The sequence below is a fragment of the Pasteurella atlantica genome, from assembly GCF_963693435.1.
Lineage (GTDB): Bacteria > Pseudomonadota > Gammaproteobacteria > Enterobacterales > Pasteurellaceae > Phocoenobacter > Phocoenobacter atlanticus.
Genome location: NZ_OY856306.1, coordinates 20,451 through 38,519, shown reverse-complemented (window position 1 = coordinate 38,519; position 18,069 = coordinate 20,451). Strand labels below are relative to the sequence as shown.

Genomic DNA, 18,069 nt, shown 5'->3' with positions numbered 1-18,069 from the left:
CAATTATTTAATTCCTTTGATTATATTACCCTATTTAGTACGAGTGTTAGGTCATTCTGAATATGGGGCTCTAGGACTTTCCTTTACGATAGTTCAATATATTTTACTATTTACTGATTTTGGTTTCAATCTTAGATCATCTCGTGATATAGCAAGAAATAAATACGATATTGATTATGTGAATCAAGTATTTTCTGCAACGATATGCATTAAATTATTTTTCTCTTTATTATCGATAATTTTATTAGTATTTTTAATTTATGGTATAGGTGTGTTTTATGAAATTAGGTGGGTGGTTTTTTGTGGATTAGTTTATGTATTTGGTTCGGTTTTAACACCTATTTGGTTATTTCAAGGATTAGAAAAGGTAGTTATATTTTCAGTATTTACGACAGTATTTAAAATATTAACAATACCTTTAGTTTTTTTATTTGTAAAATCGGATAGTGATGCTGATATCACAATTTTTATTCAAGGATTCGTATTTTTATTCACTGGCGTTTTTTCTATTTTTTATGCATTTAAGAAGTTTGAAATATCATTTGTTTTAGTTCGGCTTAGGTATATTAAGGATACTATAAAAAATAGCAGTGTAATTTTTGTTGGAACAATAGCGGTCAGTTTATATACCTTAAGTACTCCCTATAGTTTTAGGCTTGATGAATGAAGTATCTGAGGTTGGTTATTTTACAGCTGCTGCTAGATTACGAGGAGCATTTATAGGAATATTTCTTGCAATGAGTGGGGCTTTATATCCTAGAGTTAGTGCTTTATTTGATAAAGATAAAGATAAAGGTTTTTATTTTGTTCAAAAATTACTTACTTATGCTTTACCGTGTCTGGCGATATCAAGCTTGGTATTTTATACTTTTGCGGGTGATATTGCTGTTGTTATATTAGGTTCAAAGTACAGTAATGCTACAATTTTAATGCAAATAATGGCTCCAGTTATCGTATTAGTTCCTATTTCTGTGATTCTAGCAAATTACTTATTATTACCGTTAGGTGAGGATAAACTTTTTAGTAAAATACCTATAGTAACCATTATTTGTCATATATCTTATGTTTTTATACTGTCTTACTATTATGGTGCAATTGGTGCAAGTATTGCAATTTTAATAACAGAAATAATAAGTATATCAATATTGTTATTTGTAAATATGAAAAAGGGATATTTAGGAAAGGTATTTAAATCGTATGAGTAAATTGAATGTTAAAATCTCCGTTGTTGTGCCGGTGTATAATTGTGAAAAATATATTTTAGAGTGCTTGTCTTCTTTACAGAAGCAGACATTTATTGGTTTTGAAGTCATTATTATAAATGATGGTTCTACTGATTGCTCTCAAGCTCTTATAGAAAAATTTATTGAAAGCGATAAACGATTTAAACTAGTTAACAAAGAAAATAAGGGTGTTAGTGAAGCAAGAAATATAGGCATTGCTTTAGCTAGGGGGAATTGGCTCTGTTTTATTGATGCTGATGATGTCATTTCTCATAATTATTTGGAAAATATGTATTTACTAATACAAGATAATAATGATATTGACTGGGTGCAAACAAGAGATATTTCCGAGTTTAAAAAATCAGTTTATGAAGTCGACATAAAATGGAATATATCTAAGGTTAATCAGTCTAGTGGATTTGATAAGCTATTTTCTCAAAAAAATATGTTTTATATATGGGGAAAATTGTATAGAAAGGAAATTATTTTAAAAAATAATTTGTTATTTAGTAGTAAGCTAACAGTTGGAGAAGACTTGATTTTTAATATCCAATTTTTTTGTGACTCAGAAGAAATAGCTTATACAAGAAATGCAACTTATTTTTATAGGCAATCATCTGTTTCAATATCAAGAGGTTTTAATAAAAAATATGTATTAGCTAGAATAAAATCTTGTGAAGAAATACAGAAAATTACTAAAATAAATCAAAAAAATATTAGTAAATTTTATTTAAATTATGGTCTTTTAAATTCTTTAAAGTACGTCATCAGAATGAGGAGGTGGAACTATGTTAAAGACATTCTTAATTATATTGATGATAAATATATTACAGCTTTAAATATAGTATATGTTTTGGGGTATAAGAACAAAATTCTATATCTTTTAGTTTATATGGCATTTAAAATAAATAACTATTCAAACAGGGCTTGATACGCTTTCGCATTCGTTGGAATCTATTTGGAATAAAAATGCCAATGAAATAACGGTTTCTTATGCAATAAAAGCATCAAAAATAATATTAGAATATTTGCCATTATTAGCAAATGATATTGGATAATATTAAATATAGAACGATGATTATGAGAGCTTGTATGTATGCAGGTCTTGCATTTTCAAATACGCAAACCGCCATAGCACACGCAATGAGTTATTATATCACTGCTAACAAAGGTATAGACCACGGAATAGCGTGTAGTTTTACCTTACCTATGATTATAGATGCTATAAAAGGAAAATATGATTTTATAGATGAGGCGTTGGAGGAAATATTTGGAGAATTATCTTCGGATAAATTAAGAAATATGTTGCATAATGTAGGTGTTTCAACTGATTTTAATGATTATGGTATTGATAAGCGGTATTAAACTTGTGTAAAATTAGTATAATTTTACGAAGAATTATAACATTATTTATAATAATATAGGAGAAAGATATAAAATCTCAAATTTTTTCAAAATTGTTAACATACAAGAAGCAATTATTTAACTATTTTTATCTTACAGTTATACAGTTAGTAAATATTGTTATTCCGCTAGTTCTACTTCCTATTTTACTGAATAATTTAGGGAAGGATACTTATGGATTAGTTGTATTTGCCCAAACTGTATGTGGGTATTTTGTTATATTTATAAATTTTGGATTTAATATATCTGCTACAAAAGATATTTCACAAAATAGAAATGATCCTAAAAAAATCACAGAGATAGTCTCATCAGTATTACAAATAAAAACATTGCTATTATTGTTTTCTTTTTTTATTTTATTTATTTTATGTGAATTCTTTCCTATTTTACAAGAAAATAACTTATTGTTTTATTTTTCATTATCCGTTTGTATTGGTAATATATTCTTTCCTGTTTGGTATTATCAAGGTGTTGAAAAAATGCGATATATAACAATGTTTGTTACTATGTCTAAAATTTTATCTGCATTTCTAATTTTTATTTTTATTCAAGATAAGGAAGACTACATTCTAGTACCTATTTTTTATTCGTTAGGTTCTTTGGTTGGAGCTATTATTGCGATGTATATATTGCTAGTAAATGAAAAGGTTAGGATTGAGTTTCAAAAGTTGAGAGTATTAAAAATACACTTTAAAAAATCTATTAGTTTTTTTATTTCTGATTTTTCTGGCGTACTGAAAGATAATGCTAATATACTCATTATTGGTTCTTTCGTTGGTATGAGTTATGTCGCTTTGTATGATTTGGCTGCTAAAATTGTATGGGCATTTAGAAGTTTGTTTGCAAATGCGAATTCTGCTTTTTTTCCTATGATTTCTAAAAGTAAGAATCCTAAAGATAGTAAATTTATTATTATGTTATTTGCTATACTTAGTTTATTTGCATATATCTTTTTATATTATTTCTCTGATTTTATCATTAAGATTTTGTCTAATGAAAGTATGCTAGTGATTAAAGATTTCTTATGGATAATGGCATTTTTTATAATTACTGCAACACTAAGTTCTAGTATAGGATTATTTATTTTAGTTACTAATGAAAAGACTAAAGAATATTTAAACTCAATGCTTTATGCCATATTGGCTTATGTTTTAATGGTGGCTGTTTTATTTGTAGCTGATTCTATCTCATTATTTAATTTAGCAATAGTATATAATCTTTCTGTGTTATTTGAGCTTTGTTTAAGGGTATATTATTGTAGGAAATATAATTTAATAAAGTGGTTAATATGAATTATTTAGTGTTGTTTTTATATAATATATCCTTTTTTATAGTATGGTCATATTCTATAGTTGTTGGTAATTTAAGTATTGAGCAAGGTGAAATATTCTTAACTATTTCATTTTTTGTTATGCTTTTTTATGCTTTTAAAAATTTACAAAATTATTTGTTCTTTTTTTGTATGGTGGGGTTATTTGGTTTATTTAATTATTCTCGTTTTATATTAGATACTTTTGGTTTGATGCCTTATGATGTCTCTACAGCTACTCGTTTTATTGGTTATATTTTTCCAGAAGAAACAATAAAAGAAACATTGTGGACTTATAGTATATCTATTTATGCTTTATTTTTAGGTTTTGTACTGACAAAAAGTATATTACCTATTAGTAAACAAGAAAAAAACTACAAAGATATTAATTTTTATAGGAGATTTGGATTATTTCTAATATTGATAGCGTCTCCAGGGGTTATTTTTAAATTATCGTTGACAATAAAAAATATTATACAGTATGGTTATGTTGGCTTTTATCTTAATCCACATGTAGGTAGTGGTATAACTCGGATTATAGAATTTGCAAGCTATAAGATATTTATTTTAGGTATAGGCTTTTATTTAATAAACAAATTAACTAAAAAACAATTTTTATTTATAGTTTGTGTTTTAATGAGTGTTGTTTCTGTTAATTTAATTTTAGGACAACGAGCCGCCTTTGGTACAGCATTAGTTTTTATATTTTGGTATTGGTTTTATTTTATAAGGGTGGATAAAAAAATATCGAGTAAATTTATATTGTTAATTTTTTTATTGGCTTTTGTTTCAATGAGTTTATTTCAGTACATTAACGCATCTCGAAATCATAAAAAAGAATTCAATATTATACCGACTAGAATTGTTATAAGTCAGGGAATGTCAGGGATTATATTGCCTTATTATATTGATTATAAGGATACTATCGGTAACGACACTTATCCTTATTTATTAGCACCTATTGTAGATAGAGCAGATAAAGGTTTAGGGCCAACTCAGGAAATGTTAGATAAGACGAACTTTTTAAGAACCGAACTTACGGCAGCTGTGAGTCCAAAGGCATTTTTTAATGGTGAAGGTATGGGAGGGAGCTATATTACTGATTTGTATGAGTTTGGCAAAATTGGTGTGTTTGTTGGTATGTTTTTGTTGGGGTGGTTTATTGTTGTATTTGAACATTATAGATATAAACCATTTGTAAAATTATTATCCTATTTAATTGTTTCTACCATAGCATTTGTACCGCGTGGGGAGTTATTTGGTAGTTTTTATGAAATACTTATGTTTATAATATGTTGGTGGTTTGTAAAAGTACTGATAAAAATAAGTAATGTACATAAATTAAAGGAAAGTAGTATATGAAAATAGATTTTGTATTACCATGGGTTAACCCTATGGATAAAGAATGGCAGAAAAGTAAAGAGTTTTATTCAAAACAAGTTAATAAAGATATAGAAGGATCTAGTGCTAGATATAGGGATATGGAAACATTGAAGTATGTTTTGCGATCTATTGAGCAAAATTGTCCTTGGTATAACAAAATATATTTAATTACTGAAGGTCATTATCCTGAATGGTTGGATTTAGAATCAGATAAGTTAGTTTTAGTTTCTCACAGTAAGTTATATTTTGATAAGAGTCATTTACCAACCTTTAACTCAAATTCTATTGAGATGAATCTGTTAAATATTCCTAATTTATCGGATTATTTTGTTTATCTAAATGATGACCTTTTTATTATGAAACAAACTGATATATCTAGATTTTTTGTAGATGGGAAAGTTGTGGATTTTTTATCACATGGGTGGTTTGCGAGAAATGAACTGTTTGATAAGATAAAGCCTATTGGTGTTTGGGGGTATTCTGTAAGAAAAACATTAAATCTAATTAACAAAGAATTGGGTGTTGGGCATTTAGAGTATAAGCATTTATTTGATAAAAGTTATTCTATAAAAGAAAAAATAAGTAACTTTTTAATGAAATATGTGTATAAAAAAGCATTAAGAATAAGTCATTGGCATTATGCACAACCATACACTAAAAAAACACTTGAAAAAGTATATGAACGATTTTCTTCACAGATGTTAGAAACTTCAACTCATAAGTTTAGAACAAAAGATGATATTATGCCTTATATTTATCGTTATTGGCATTTATTAAGCGGTGATTTTTATCCTAAAAACTGCAACGATGCATATAAAAATATCAGTCCTGTTTCTTTGGAAAGTTTGAATGATATTATTAGTGGTATTGAAAGTGATGAAAATATCAGATTTACTTGTTTTAACGATAATTTAAAATTGTCAGAAGATGAATATAATAAGATTAAAGAAAGATTACAAGAATACCTTGAAGAGAAATTTCCACAAAAAGCATCTTTTGAATTATAAAAGGGATATAAAATGAAAATAATTACTTGTACAGGATACGGAGCGACAGGTTCTAGTGTAGTTTCAGATTTACTCAAAGAGTTTGATGTGGTCAAGTCTTATGGGGACTATGAGTTTAGATTTATCTCAGACCCTCATGGATTAAGAGATTTAGAATATGGGCTGTTTGAAAATAATAATAGATGTAACACCGATTACTATATTAAGCAGTTTGTAAAATACTACACTTTTTTATCAAAAAGTTGGCATTATAACTATGAATCACACTTTAATGGTAAGTTTAAAGGAATATCTGATGAATTTATCAAACAAGTTGTTGATGAAAAATGGCAAGGTTTTTGGCATCAAGACATTATTGATGAAACACCGATTAGAAAGTTTTTTTATTATTTAGAGCGTTTTGTTCAAAAGAAAATTCTAAAACAACAGGGCGTGGGAAAAGATAGAGGCGCACAATATTATAATAATGTGATGTATTATGCAAAGCCTACCTCAAAAGAAGAGTTCTATAAGCAAGTAAAAAACTATACCGATAAGTTAGTTGCTAATATGGAATTTGATAAAAATTGTGAATTTGTAGTTCTTGACCAACTCGTCCCAGCTGATCATAATGAAACATATCTTAATTATTTCTCTGATTTAAAAATAATTGTTGTAGATAGAGACCCTAGGGATTTATTTGTATTAAATAGAAATCAGTATTATTTTAAATGGATTCCTACCGAAGATGTTAAACAGTATTGTAATTGGTTCAGACTATTAAGGGAGCATCAAAAAGCAGAAAAAAAATCTGATAATGTTTGTTATTTAAACTTTGAAGATTTTATTTATGATTATGAAAATACGGTTAAAAAGATTTGTGCATTTTTAAATATTGATATTGATGACTGGACTAAAAAAGGTGAGTTTTTTAACCCTAATATTTCAATAAAAAATACAAAAAAATGGATAAATTGTATAGAGTACAAAAAAGAGATAGAGTACATAGAAGAAAACTTAAAAGAATTTTTGGTAAAATATTAATATGAAACTATCAGCCTTATTATCAATATATCATAAAGAAAATTCTAAATACTTCAATATAGCATTGGAAAGTATTTGGGATAAGCAAACATTAAAACCTGATGAAATTGTTTTGGTTAAAGATGGTGCTTTAACGCAAGAGCTTGATAAGGTAATAGAGTTATGGCAAGAAAAATTAGGGAAAGTATTGAAAGTGATTGCATTGCCTAAAAATATTGGTACAGGCGGTGCTAAAAAAGTTGGAGTTGAAAACTGCACAGGAGATTATATTGCTGTTGTTGATACCGATGATATTTGTACATCTGAACGATTTGCAAAACAAGTAGATTTCTTAAATAAAAATGCTGAAATAGATGCTGTTGGAACTTGGCTTTCAGAGATAAATAATGATGGCGAAATTATAAAAGAAGTCGTTAAATATCCCTTAACAAACGAAGAACTTTTTGAGTTTTTTAAGAAAAGAGATGCTATTGCACATCCAACAGCAATGATGAGAAAAGAGTTTCTTAATAAAATTGGTAACTATCGAAGTGAGTTGCATTTAGCAGAAGACACCTTACTTTGGTATTACGGATATTTGAATAATTGTAAATTGGCAAATATTGATTATATAGGTTTGCTGTTTAGACGAGATGAAGGTGTTTATTATCGCCGTGCAAATTGGGAAAAATCAATAGGATTGTTAAAATTTAGATTGTCAAAAATCAACCGAGATTTAAACTATGGCATAATGGCTGATATTTATGCTATTGCTTATTTTTTAATGTCAGTTTCACCAAGTTTTGTAAAAAAAATTGCTTATAAAATATTTAGATAAAGGATAATAAATGAAACAAATTCAATATAACAAAGAGTATATCAATTGGCTAAAAGAAATAAAAGCCAGCGTTCGCAAGGCACAGGTCAAAACGGCTTTGGTGGCGAACGCCTCTTTGATTGAATTTTATTGTTCCCTCGGAAAAATGATAAGCCAAAAAAATGCTGTTTGGGGAAGTAAATTTTTACAAAAATTATCAGAGGATTTACGAGAAGAATTTCCTGAAATGAAAGGCTTTTCGGTTACGAATTTAAAATATTGCAAACAGTTTTATGAGTATCTTTTAATTAGCCCCCAAATTGAGGGCGAATTAGAAAATCAAATTGGTCAACAGCTTGTTGACCAATTACAAAATGAAATTCGTCCCCAGCTTGGGGACGAAATTACTCCTTTGATAAATAATGAGTTATATCAAAAAATGTGTTGCATTCCGTGGGGGCATATTAAGCACCTTATCGGTAAAGTAAAAAACACAAGAGAGGCAATTTTTTACATTCAGCAAACCATAGAAAATAGTTGGAGTAGGGAGGTATTAGCTTTGCAAATAAAATCAGATTTGTATAGCCGACAAGGTAAGGCAATTACCAACTTTCAAAATACTTTACCAAGTCCGCAATCTGATTTGGCAGAGCAAACCATAAAAGACCCATATCGCTTTGATTTTCTCGATCTTTCAAAATCCTATAATGAGCGAGATATTGAATTGCAACTGATTGAACATATTTCAAAATTTTTGTTAGAGTTAGGCAAAGGTTTTGCGTTTATTGGGCGACAATATCATATTGAAGTTGATGAAACCGATTATTATATGGATTTGTTGTTTTACCATACAAGGTTGAAATGTTATGTGGTTATTGAACTGAAAAACACGAAGTTTAAACCAGAATATGCAGGGAAATTAAACTTTTACCTTTCTGCAGTAGATAGTTTGATAAAAGCCAATGATGATAAACCAACGATTGGAATTTTGTTGTGTCGAGATAAAAAGAAAATTGAAACTGAATTTGCCTTGCGAGGAATGTCAAAACCGATAGGCGTAAGCGAATTTACATTAACAGAGACTTTACCAGATAATTTAAAATCTGATTTACCAACGATAGAAGAATTGGAACAAAAATTGAATAAAGAAATTAAATAAAGAAATAAAAATGGAGTAAATATGAACAAATTCTTACCATTTTCTTTACCAGAAATCGGCGAAGAAGAAATCAATGAAGTGATTGATACGATGCGTTCTGGTTGGTTAACCACAGGACCAAAGACAAGACAATTCGAGCAAGATTTTGCTAATTATTTGGGTGATGGTGTTGAGGCGATTGCTGTAAATTCAGCTACTTCTGGGCTACATTTAGCATTAGAGGCTGTTGGTGTAAAAGCAGGTGATGAAGTTATCGTGCCAACGTATACATTTACAGCAACGGCAGAAGTGGTACGCTATTTGGGGGCTAATCCAGTATTTGTAGATTCAAATCCTGATACGTTTTGTATCAATGTAGATTTAATTGAGCAAGCGATTACCGATAAGACTAAGGCAATTATACCTGTGCACTTTGCAGGTATGTCTGCACAGATGAATGAGATTATCGCTATTGCTAAAAAGCATAATTTAAAAATCATTGAAGATGCTGCCCACGCTTTTCCTTGTAAATACCAAGGGAAGCTTATCGGTACGCTAGACACCGATGTAACCGTATTTAGTTTTTATGCAAATAAAACAATGACCACTGGTGAAGGTGGTATGTTGGTTTCAAAAAATCCTGACATTATCAAACGTGCCAAAGTAATGCGATTACACGGTTTTAGCCGAGATGCATTTGATCGTTATCAATCAAAAGTACCAGCGTGGTTTTATGAAGTGATTGAACCTGGATTTAAGTATAATATGCCAGATATTTGTGCGGCAGTTGGGTTACATCAGTTGAAAAAAATTGATACTTTCCAGCAACGCCGTGAAGAATTAGCAAAAGTGTATGATGAAGAATTGCAAAATTTACCGATAATCTTACCGCCTAGGGATACAATAGAAGAAGGCAATCAACACGCTTGGCATTTATATCCGATCCGCTTAACTGAAAATTGTAAAATTGGGCGTGATGAATTTATTGAAGAAATGGCAAAACGTAATATTGGTTGTTCGGTTCACTTTATTCCATTACATAGACACCCTGTGTGGCGTGACACTTATCAGTTAAAAAATGAAATGTTCCCAGTAGCGGAAAAACAATTTTTGAATGTAGTGTCTATTCCATTATTTACTAAAATGACCGATGAAGATCAGCAGTATGTGATTGCTCAAATTAAAGAGGTTTTAGCATAATGTTAAAGCGACTTTTTGATTTTACAGCATCATTGTTAGGTTTAATAATTCTATCACCTATATTAGTTGTGGTAGCCATTTGGATAAAGCTAGATTCCAAAGGTGGTGTTTTCTTTCGTCAACAAAGAGTTGGGCTAAATGGAGAGTTATTTGCTATTCATAAGTTTAGAACGATGCGAGAAAATACCGAACAGGAAAGCCGTTTAACTATCGGTGCTGATAATCGGATTACTCGTTCAGGACAGTTTTTAAGAAAAAGTAAACTTGATGAATTACCCCAGCTAATTGATGTAGTAATGGGTAAAATGAGTTTAGTAGGACCAAGACCAGAAGTCCCTGAATTTATTGATTTATATCCCGAGGAACAAAGAAAAAAAATTCTATCAGTTCGTCCAGGTATTACCGATAAGGCATCAATTGAAATGGTTGATGAAAATGAAATTTTAGGTCAATATGAAGATGCTAGACAGGCTTATATTGATGTAATTATGCCGATGAAAGTGAAATATTATTTAGAGTATGTGGATAATAATTCTTTATTAGGCGATATAAAACTTATTTTTCTGACGTTTAAAAAAGTGGTAACCAGGTAAGATAATTAGACTATTCTACAAATTAGAATAATGACAAACTTTCCCTAAATTTCGATAAAGCTTACCTTGAATTAAAAAAAGACTAAAGAGTAATTAAATACAATGATAAACCTACTACTAAAACAACCTCGTTGGTTGAAAAAACTGATTTTTGTATTACACGATATTATATTAATTTTCTGTTCATTTTGGTTAGCTCTTGCGGCAAGAGTACCATTTAAAGGTGAATGGAAAGATGTCGCTAATTGGAAAATTTTAGCTACAACTATAATATTTAGTCTTGTTATTTTTAACTATCTGGGATTATATCGAGCAGTGATGCGATATGCGGGTGGTAAAATCATCAATATTGTATTTTGGGGAAGCGTTTCTTCTGTTGCCATAATGCTATCTACAGCTTTCTATTTACATATCCCTTTTCCTCGTAGTGTTCCAATTATGTATTTTTTATTGGTACTGGTGTTGATGATCGGTTCTCGTTTTACGATTAAAGGGTTGTTGCAAACTAAAGATAAAAGATTACATCATCCTGTGGTGATTTATGGAGCAGGCGAGTCAGGTCGACAACTATTGCTATCTATGAAACAAGTGACTTCTTATTATCCTGTTGCTTTTGTGGATGATGATATCAGTTTGCAAAATACGGTTATCTATAATAAAACAGTTTATAGCCCTTCAAAATTGACTGAGTTAATAGAACTGTATCAGGTTGAGTCTATTTTATTGGCAATGCCAAGTGCGACAAAGTTACAGCAACGAGAAATTATCCAAAATTTAGAGCATTTACCTTGTAAAATATTAACGATGCCAGGTTTAAAAGATTTAGTTGAAGGTAAAGTGAGTGTGAGTGCTTTGAAAAAAGTCTCAATTATTGACCTCCTAGGACGTGATGCGGTTGCTCCTGTACCAGAATTGATGTCTAAAGATATTCAAAATAAAGTGGTAATGGTAACTGGGGCGGGGGGATCTATTGGTTCTGAGCTTTGTCGTCAAATTATTCAACAATCACCAAAGAAATTAGTTTTATTTGAGTTATCAGAATTTTCTTTATACAGTATTGAAAAAGAATTATCGGACTATACAGCAAAAAATAATTTAGATATAGAGATTATTCCTGCAATGGGTTCAGTACAGCATCAACGTCGATTATTTGAGTTAATGACCCGCTTTAATGTACAAACCTTATATCACGCTGCAGCTTATAAACACGTTCCATTAGTGGAATATAATACGCTTGAAGGCGTGAGAAATAATATTTTCGGTACGCTTTATTGTGTAAAAGCAGCGATTGAAGCTAAAGTTGAAACTTTTGTCTTAATTTCTACCGATAAAGCGGTTCGCCCGACAAATACAATGGGAACAACTAAGCGTATGGCGGAGCTTGTATTACAAGCATTAGCAGAGCAAAAAGATCACAACACACGTTTTTGTATGGTGAGATTTGGGAATGTATTAGGTTCTTCAGGCTCCGTAATTCCATTATTTGAAAAACAAATTGCAAATGGTGGTCCAGTGACTATTACGCATAAAGATATTACTCGTTTCTTTATGACCATTCCAGAGGCTGCACAGTTAGTTATCCAAGCGGGAGCTATGGGAAAAGGGGGCGATGTTTTTTTATTAGATATGGGAGAGCCAGTTAAAATTATTGATTTAGCTCGTCAAATGATCAATCTAAGTGGTTTTGAGGTTAAAGATGAAAACTCGCCAAATGGTGACATAGAGATTAAAGTGACAGGATTACGACCTGGCGAAAAGCTTTATGAAGAGCTGTTGATTGGAGAAAATGCACAAGGTACGACACATCCAAGAATTATGACAACCAAAGAAAAAATGTTGCACTGGAAAGACTTAGAGCAAATTCTCTTAACATTAGAAGATGCTTGTAAATCATTTGAGCCAGATGAAATTAGAGAAATTTTATTATCAGCTCCAACAGATTTTAAGCCAAGTGATCCTGTTTGTGATATTTTGTGTAAGTAGATCTGAAAAGAAGATAATTATATGACGATAACTATTAACATCTGATGAAGTTGAGAGGTGGTTGGAGTATAGAGATAATCGAAACAGTACTGCTCATGATTATGGTGTCGGTTTTGCAAATAAGACATTGGTGATGATACCAAATTTTATCGATGATACAAAAAAAGTAATTGCAGTGATAGAAAGTGAAAATACAAAACAAGCATAAACAGGCAATTATAGAAATTGCTCGTAATACGATTACTGAACCCTGTGAGATTTTAGCTTTTGGTAGTAGAGTCAATGGCGATGCACATGATGGTAGTGATCTCGATCTTGTTATTATTTCTCAAAAGCAATGTGCTATAGACAGTGAGATGTTTGTAAATTTTAAAAATAGATTGCAAGAGTCTAATATTCCTATTCTTGTCCAAGTAATGGATTAGTATGCCATTCCTGAGAGTTTTCGACCAAATATAGCAAGGAAAAATGAACGGTTAATGATTATTTAATATTTATTATCAAGAGTATATAGAATGAAAGCAGTCTTGTTTTATAGTAGAATTGAGTAATAAAGATAGTTATGTTGCATATGATGGTGTAGCAAAACATTCGAGATATTAATAAAGCGGTTAAAAATAATCCTGATAAATTCCCCTCTGATTATGTTATCATTATTTCAAAAGAAGACAAAAAAGAACTGGTGAAAAATTTCTACTGGTTCCATTTTCTTAAACATTCCTCTATTGGTTCTGATGTTTTAGCTGAGGATGGTAAATACACTTATGAAGTGTATTTGTTGAACAATAGAGAAAAGTTGCAAAAATCCTAAAAACCTTGCCACTTGAAATTAATTAAGGTTTAGGAAAGCACTAAAATTCATATTTACTACTTAATTTGATTTATTGAAGGATAATAAAAATATGAAACAACAAATTATTACGATACCTATTGATAAACTATATCTATGGACTGAAAACCCTCGGGATCCTGTAGATACATCCTTTTCTGATTATGAGATTATTAAAAAAGCAGTTGAAGATAAAAATCTAAAATGGGAATTGCCTAAATTAGTGAATAAAATGGGTAAGTATTATGATTTTAGTGAATTACCAACAGTAGTTGAGCATAATGGAAAGTATATTGTTTATGATGGTAATAGAAGAATTGCTGTTTTAAAATACTTGCAGAATAAGGAATTGTATCAATCTCTTGGTGGTGGACTTTTCTTTGAAGACGAACCTTTAGAACTTAAAGAATTGAAAAATATTCCTTGTAATGTTTGTGATAAGTATACTGCTTTAATAAATATAGAAAGAAAACATGTTGAGAATGGTACTTGGAAAGCATTAGATAGGGATTATTTCCTATATAAGCATAGAGGTAAAGCAAAAAGTAATTTTTTAATTATTGAAGAAAATACAGGGATTATAAGTACTAATAGTAAGCTAAATCAGAGATTTGTAAAAGATGAGGTTTTTAGTGAGGAGAATCTAAGGAGTATCGGTTTTAATATTAATAAAGGGCAGATACTCTCTTCATATGACTTACAAACATCAAATGATATACTTAATAAAGTTGTGGAGTTAATTGCTAAGAATATCGTTTCAACAAGAAATAATCGACCTAGTAAGAAAGGTGTTTTGAAAAGTATTCTTGAAAAGAATACAACAATAAAAATAGAAGAGTTTAATCCTAAAAAATCTCAAAATATAAGTAATTATCCTAAAAATGAAAACTCTTATGTAAGACAAACATCAAGAAAAACGCCAGTTTCGAATCCGCATAAAAGAGATATTTTATTTGGAAGAACGTTAGTATTAAGGAGTAGTGCTATTAATGATTTATATTCAGGTATTTGTTGTTTGTATGATAAAGTAAAAAATAATGATCAGAATTTGTTTAAAACATTACCTGTTTTTGGGATGTCTTTACGGTTGATCCTAGATGTAGCAGGAAGAGAATATTTTAAAAAGGATGCTGAAAAAGCGAATAAAGATCAGTTGTGGAAAGATTTTATTTCGGTAGCAAAAAAGGATTTTAAATGCTTAAATGATATAGAAAAATTAAATTTTTTATCACTCAGTCAAGGTTGGTTAGAAAGTGGTACTAATTTTGAAGCTCCATTAGGTAAGTGGGCTCACGGAACTCTACCAACATCTAAGCAAGATATATTACAATTATCTTATATTGTTGGAGATATATTGGAGTTTTATTTCAAAAGGGATAATACATTATGAAAATAACCAAACTATTTATTAAAAAGTTTAGGGGGTTTCAGAAAGTAGAATTTAAGTTAGGTTCTCAAATAACTGTTATAGCAGGGCAGAATGGAACTCAAAAAACCACATTGTTGGGGTTATTAACGCAACCTTTTACTATTACTGATAAAAATAATCCAATGTATGGAGAAAAGCCCTTGTCTGGTGAAAGTTTTAGATCAGATTTTTCAGAAAAGTTTAAATTTTCTGAAGTATTTGACAGAGTAGGTAATCATCAATGGACATTATTTTTTGATAATAATACAGATTATACGGCTGGAACCATTGAAAGAATAGAAACAGGTAAAGAAAAATCTCTTCGTATATGGAAAGTAAATAAGGAAACGGGTAAAAAAGATGCTAAAAAAGGTTCTGGATATGTTCAGTTGCCTGTTATTTATTTAAGTCTCAAAAGACTTCTACCTATTGGAGAGGATAATCAGTTACAAAGTGATAAATCTATTGTCTTAACTAAGGAAGAAAAGAAATTTTATGAGAAGTGGCATAATAAAATTTTAATTTTAGTTGGAGATGATAATAAAATAACTGATGCAACTCCTTTGGAGAGTCCACATAAACAAACTTTAGCAGCAAATACTAAATATTATGATTGGCAATTGAATTCTGCTGGACAAGATAGTATTGGAAAAATATTACTTGCAGTGCTTTCTTTTAAGCGTCTGAAAGATGAGTATCAAAATGATTATAAAGGTGGTATTTTAGCAATAGATGAAGTTGACACGACATTTTACCCAGGATCTCAAGTAAAATTATTAAATGCCCTTAATCAGTTTGCATCTAAATTTAATATTCAAATTATTTTTACAACACACTCTTTGACTCTTTTAGAAGAAGTTTCAAAATTGAAAAATGATATAAATAGGAAAGGACAAATAAACTTAGTTTATTTGCAAAGACAGGATAACAATATTATTGCAAATGATGATGTAGATTATCAGTTTGTAGAAAATCATTTAAAAGTATCTCTAACAAATCAAACATTAAAACCAAATAAAGTTGAGGTGTTTACTGAAGATGCTGAAGGCGTATTATTTGCTAAATCATTACTTGGAACTAAACGTACAAGATATCTTAATTTTAATAGTAATGTAAAACTTGGTTGTAATAATTTAATAGAGTTATCAAGTAAGGTGCCTTATTTTCAATTTCCAAATTCTATTATTATATTGGACGGTGATGTAGAACCAAAACAGTTAAGAAAGATTAAAAGTAATAAGAGAAAGAATATTGTATGTTTACCTGGTGGAAATTCTCCAGAGCAGATTATTGCACAGTTTTTGTATGATTTATCCGATACTGACTCCTTATGGAAAGATATAGATACAACTTTCACAAAACAGTATTGTTTTCAGGATTATCCTAATGATGAAATACAAAAAAATAGAGATAAAGCAAAAAAATGGTTTAATGAGCTCTTACCTAAGTGGGGTAGACAAGCAAATAAGGTATTAAATCCTTGGAAAAAACGAAATAAAGAAATTGTTGATAATTTCTTAAATGAATTTGATGAATTATTTAAAAGGTTTTAGGATATGTTTTACTCACCTTTAAGATATCCTGGCGGGAAAAAAAGATTAGCAGAATTTATTGCTAAAATTTGTGTTGATAATAATATTGATGGCCATTACATAGAACCTTATGCTGGGGGAGCTTCAGTTGCTTTGTATCTGCTTTTTCAAAATAGAGTAAAAAAAATTACTATTAATGATTTTGATAAAGCAATTTATGCTTTTTGGTATTGTGTCGTTCATTATACTGAAGATTTTTGTAATTTAATTGAGAAAACAGATATTACTATTTCAAACTGGAATAAAGCAAAAGATGTTCAAAAGAAAAAAGATCAGATATCACTCAGTGCTAAGAAACAAGTTTTAGAATTAGGTTTCTCGACTTTTTTTCTAAATAGAACTAATCGTTCTGGTATTATAAATGCTGGGGTTATTGGTGGGCTTGAACAAAAGGGTAATTATAAAATAGATTGTCGTTTTAATAAGATTGATTTAATAAAAAGGATTAGATTAATAGCACAATTTAGGGAGCGTATTATATTAGAAAATTTAGATGCAATTGAGTTAATAAAGAAAGTTAATAAACAAGAAAATACCTCAAATTATATTTTTTATTTTGATCCTCCATACTATGTACATGGTCCAGGACTATATTTAAATTCTTACTTAGATATTGACCATGTTAAAGTTGCAGATGAAATAAAGAATATAGATGATTGTTATTGGATTATTTCTTATGATAATACTGAAAGAATCAACGAACTATATAGTTGGGTAGAAAAGAAAGTAGAATTTACTTTAACTCATTCAATTAATAAATCGAGAAAAGGAAAAGAAATCTTATTTTTTAGTAATAAAATTGTAAAAATAGATTTAGATCCAATACAAAAATATATTTAAGACTCATATAAAAATATTTATACTATTTGTATTTTGTTATATCAGAGTTATCCAAAAATCAAAAATCAAAAATCAGTAGCTTTTATTTATAAAATAGAAAAGAATAGAATCAAGGTTATTGGTGAAAATGTCTGGAAGACGATGGAACTTTCCAAAAGGAAAAAAGATTAAAAACACAAAAAATTATGGAGTAGCTTTCATAAATGTTCTAGAAAAAATCGACAACTTCGTTATGCTAATGAATTTAGAAAAGTAATTTTTACAGCTGAGAAAATAATTAAAAAAATATCGATTATAGTATGGAAGTTTGTTATAAATTTGATTGAGTATAAATTAACTAA

At 29.5% G+C, this 18,069-nt stretch carries 19 protein-coding genes; all 19 read left to right on the top strand.

The genetic code is table 11. The annotated features are described in order from the left end of the window. Window positions 1-43: 43 nt before the first annotated feature. Entirely contained in the window at window positions 44-667 is a 624-nt protein-coding gene (locus U9966_RS00185; RefSeq protein ID WP_322631705.1) for an oligosaccharide flippase family protein, read from the top strand. Beyond that, window positions 660-1,205, top strand: a complete 546-nt coding sequence (locus tag U9966_RS00180; protein ID WP_306346479.1) for an MATE family efflux transporter — start codon at window positions 660-662, stop codon at window positions 1,203-1,205. The genes U9966_RS00185 and U9966_RS00180 overlap by 8 nt, the downstream gene beginning before the upstream one ends. Further along, a complete protein-coding gene (locus tag U9966_RS00175) occupies window positions 1,198-2,154 on the top strand; it encodes a glycosyltransferase family 2 protein (RefSeq protein ID WP_306346478.1) in 957 nt (318 codons plus the stop codon). Before U9966_RS00180 ends, U9966_RS00175 begins: the two co-directional genes overlap by 8 nt. A gap of 16 nt (window positions 2,155-2,170) precedes the next feature. Then, window positions 2,171-2,281, top strand: a complete 111-nt coding sequence (locus U9966_RS10205; RefSeq protein ID WP_407675176.1) for a hypothetical protein — start codon at window positions 2,171-2,173, stop codon at window positions 2,279-2,281. Beyond that, window positions 2,268-2,588: a dehydroquinate synthase/iron-containing alcohol dehydrogenase family protein gene (locus U9966_RS00170; RefSeq protein ID WP_306346477.1), complete on the top strand. Its 321-nt coding sequence runs from the start codon at window positions 2,268-2,270 to the stop codon at window positions 2,586-2,588. Before U9966_RS10205 ends, U9966_RS00170 begins: the two co-directional genes overlap by 14 nt. A gap of 92 nt (window positions 2,589-2,680) precedes the next feature. Then, window positions 2,681-3,919: an oligosaccharide flippase family protein gene (locus U9966_RS00165; protein WP_306346476.1), complete on the top strand. Its 1,239-nt coding sequence runs from the start codon at window positions 2,681-2,683 to the stop codon at window positions 3,917-3,919. Continuing rightward, the gene (wzy, locus tag U9966_RS00160; protein ID WP_306346475.1) at window positions 3,916-5,298 is read left to right on the top strand and encodes an O-antigen polysaccharide polymerase Wzy; all 1,383 of its coding nucleotides are present in this window, start codon (window positions 3,916-3,918) and stop codon (window positions 5,296-5,298) included. Before U9966_RS00165 ends, wzy begins: the two co-directional genes overlap by 4 nt. Beyond that, window positions 5,295-6,326 (top strand): stealth conserved region 3 domain-containing protein, encoded by a 1,032-nt coding sequence (locus tag U9966_RS00155; protein WP_306346474.1) that lies wholly within the window; start codon window positions 5,295-5,297, stop codon window positions 6,324-6,326. The genes wzy and U9966_RS00155 overlap by 4 nt, the downstream gene beginning before the upstream one ends. 12 nt (window positions 6,327-6,338) lie before the next feature. Next, on the top strand, window positions 6,339-7,349 hold the full coding sequence (locus U9966_RS00150; RefSeq protein ID WP_306346473.1) for a sulfotransferase: 1,011 nt from the start codon (window positions 6,339-6,341) through the stop codon (window positions 7,347-7,349). Between the two features lies 1 nt (window position 7,350). Next, window positions 7,351-8,166: a glycosyltransferase gene (locus U9966_RS00145; protein WP_306346472.1), complete on the top strand. Its 816-nt coding sequence runs from the start codon at window positions 7,351-7,353 to the stop codon at window positions 8,164-8,166. A gap of 10 nt (window positions 8,167-8,176) precedes the next feature. After that, window positions 8,177-9,304: a PDDEXK nuclease domain-containing protein gene (locus tag U9966_RS00140; RefSeq protein WP_306346471.1), complete on the top strand. Its 1,128-nt coding sequence runs from the start codon at window positions 8,177-8,179 to the stop codon at window positions 9,302-9,304. 21 nt (window positions 9,305-9,325) lie between these two features. Next, window positions 9,326-10,483 carry a DegT/DnrJ/EryC1/StrS family aminotransferase gene (locus tag U9966_RS00135; RefSeq protein WP_306346470.1) on the top strand — a complete coding sequence of 386 codons (1,158 nt, stop codon included), beginning with the start codon at window positions 9,326-9,328 and terminating at the stop codon, window positions 10,481-10,483. Continuing rightward, window positions 10,483-11,076 carry a sugar transferase gene (locus U9966_RS00130; protein ID WP_306346469.1) on the top strand — a complete coding sequence of 198 codons (594 nt, stop codon included), beginning with the start codon at window positions 10,483-10,485 and terminating at the stop codon, window positions 11,074-11,076. The genes U9966_RS00135 and U9966_RS00130 overlap by 1 nt, the downstream gene beginning before the upstream one ends. A gap of 102 nt (window positions 11,077-11,178) precedes the next feature. Continuing rightward, a complete protein-coding gene (locus U9966_RS00125) occupies window positions 11,179-13,059 on the top strand; it encodes a polysaccharide biosynthesis protein (protein ID WP_306346468.1) in 1,881 nt (626 codons plus the stop codon). Between the two features lie 185 nt (window positions 13,060-13,244). Continuing rightward, entirely contained in the window at window positions 13,245-13,484 is a 240-nt protein-coding gene (locus tag U9966_RS00120) for a nucleotidyltransferase domain-containing protein (protein WP_306346467.1), read from the top strand. A gap of 164 nt (window positions 13,485-13,648) precedes the next feature. Continuing rightward, window positions 13,649-13,870, top strand: coding sequence for an ORF6N domain-containing protein (locus tag U9966_RS10200; RefSeq protein ID WP_407675213.1), 222 nt, complete (start codon window positions 13,649-13,651; stop codon window positions 13,868-13,870). 91 nt (window positions 13,871-13,961) lie between these two features. After that, window positions 13,962-15,278: a hypothetical protein gene (locus tag U9966_RS00115; protein ID WP_306346466.1), complete on the top strand. Its 1,317-nt coding sequence runs from the start codon at window positions 13,962-13,964 to the stop codon at window positions 15,276-15,278. After that, window positions 15,275-16,849, top strand: coding sequence for an ATP-dependent nuclease (locus U9966_RS00110; protein WP_306346465.1), 1,575 nt, complete (start codon window positions 15,275-15,277; stop codon window positions 16,847-16,849). The genes U9966_RS00115 and U9966_RS00110 overlap by 4 nt, the downstream gene beginning before the upstream one ends. Window positions 16,850-16,852: 3 nt before the next feature. After that, window positions 16,853-17,728 carry a DNA adenine methylase gene (locus U9966_RS00105; protein WP_211599214.1) on the top strand — a complete coding sequence of 292 codons (876 nt, stop codon included), beginning with the start codon at window positions 16,853-16,855 and terminating at the stop codon, window positions 17,726-17,728. Window positions 17,729-18,069: the final 341 nt, after the last annotated feature.

Coding starts and splice junctions, on each gene's coding strand:
- U9966_RS00180 (WP_306346479.1), top strand. CDS start 660: ATGAATGAAGTATCTGAGGTTGGTTATTTTACAGCTGCTGCTAGATTA.
- U9966_RS00175 (WP_306346478.1), top strand. CDS start 1,198: ATGAGTAAATTGAATGTTAAAATCTCCGTTGTTGTGCCGGTGTATAAT.
- U9966_RS00170 (WP_306346477.1), top strand. CDS start 2,268: ATGATATTGGATAATATTAAATATAGAACGATGATTATGAGAGCTTGT.
- wzy (WP_306346475.1), top strand. CDS start 3,916: ATGAATTATTTAGTGTTGTTTTTATATAATATATCCTTTTTTATAGTA.
- U9966_RS00155 (WP_306346474.1), top strand. CDS start 5,295: ATGAAAATAGATTTTGTATTACCATGGGTTAACCCTATGGATAAAGAA.
- U9966_RS00150 (WP_306346473.1), top strand. CDS start 6,339: ATGAAAATAATTACTTGTACAGGATACGGAGCGACAGGTTCTAGTGTA.
- U9966_RS00145 (WP_306346472.1), top strand. CDS start 7,351: ATGAAACTATCAGCCTTATTATCAATATATCATAAAGAAAATTCTAAA.
- U9966_RS00140 (WP_306346471.1), top strand. CDS start 8,177: ATGAAACAAATTCAATATAACAAAGAGTATATCAATTGGCTAAAAGAA.
- U9966_RS00135 (WP_306346470.1), top strand. CDS start 9,326: ATGAACAAATTCTTACCATTTTCTTTACCAGAAATCGGCGAAGAAGAA.
- U9966_RS00130 (WP_306346469.1), top strand. CDS start 10,483: ATGTTAAAGCGACTTTTTGATTTTACAGCATCATTGTTAGGTTTAATA.
- U9966_RS00125 (WP_306346468.1), top strand. CDS start 11,179: ATGATAAACCTACTACTAAAACAACCTCGTTGGTTGAAAAAACTGATT.
- U9966_RS00115 (WP_306346466.1), top strand. CDS start 13,962: ATGAAACAACAAATTATTACGATACCTATTGATAAACTATATCTATGG.
- U9966_RS00110 (WP_306346465.1), top strand. CDS start 15,275: ATGAAAATAACCAAACTATTTATTAAAAAGTTTAGGGGGTTTCAGAAA.
- U9966_RS00105 (WP_211599214.1), top strand. CDS start 16,853: ATGTTTTACTCACCTTTAAGATATCCTGGCGGGAAAAAAAGATTAGCA.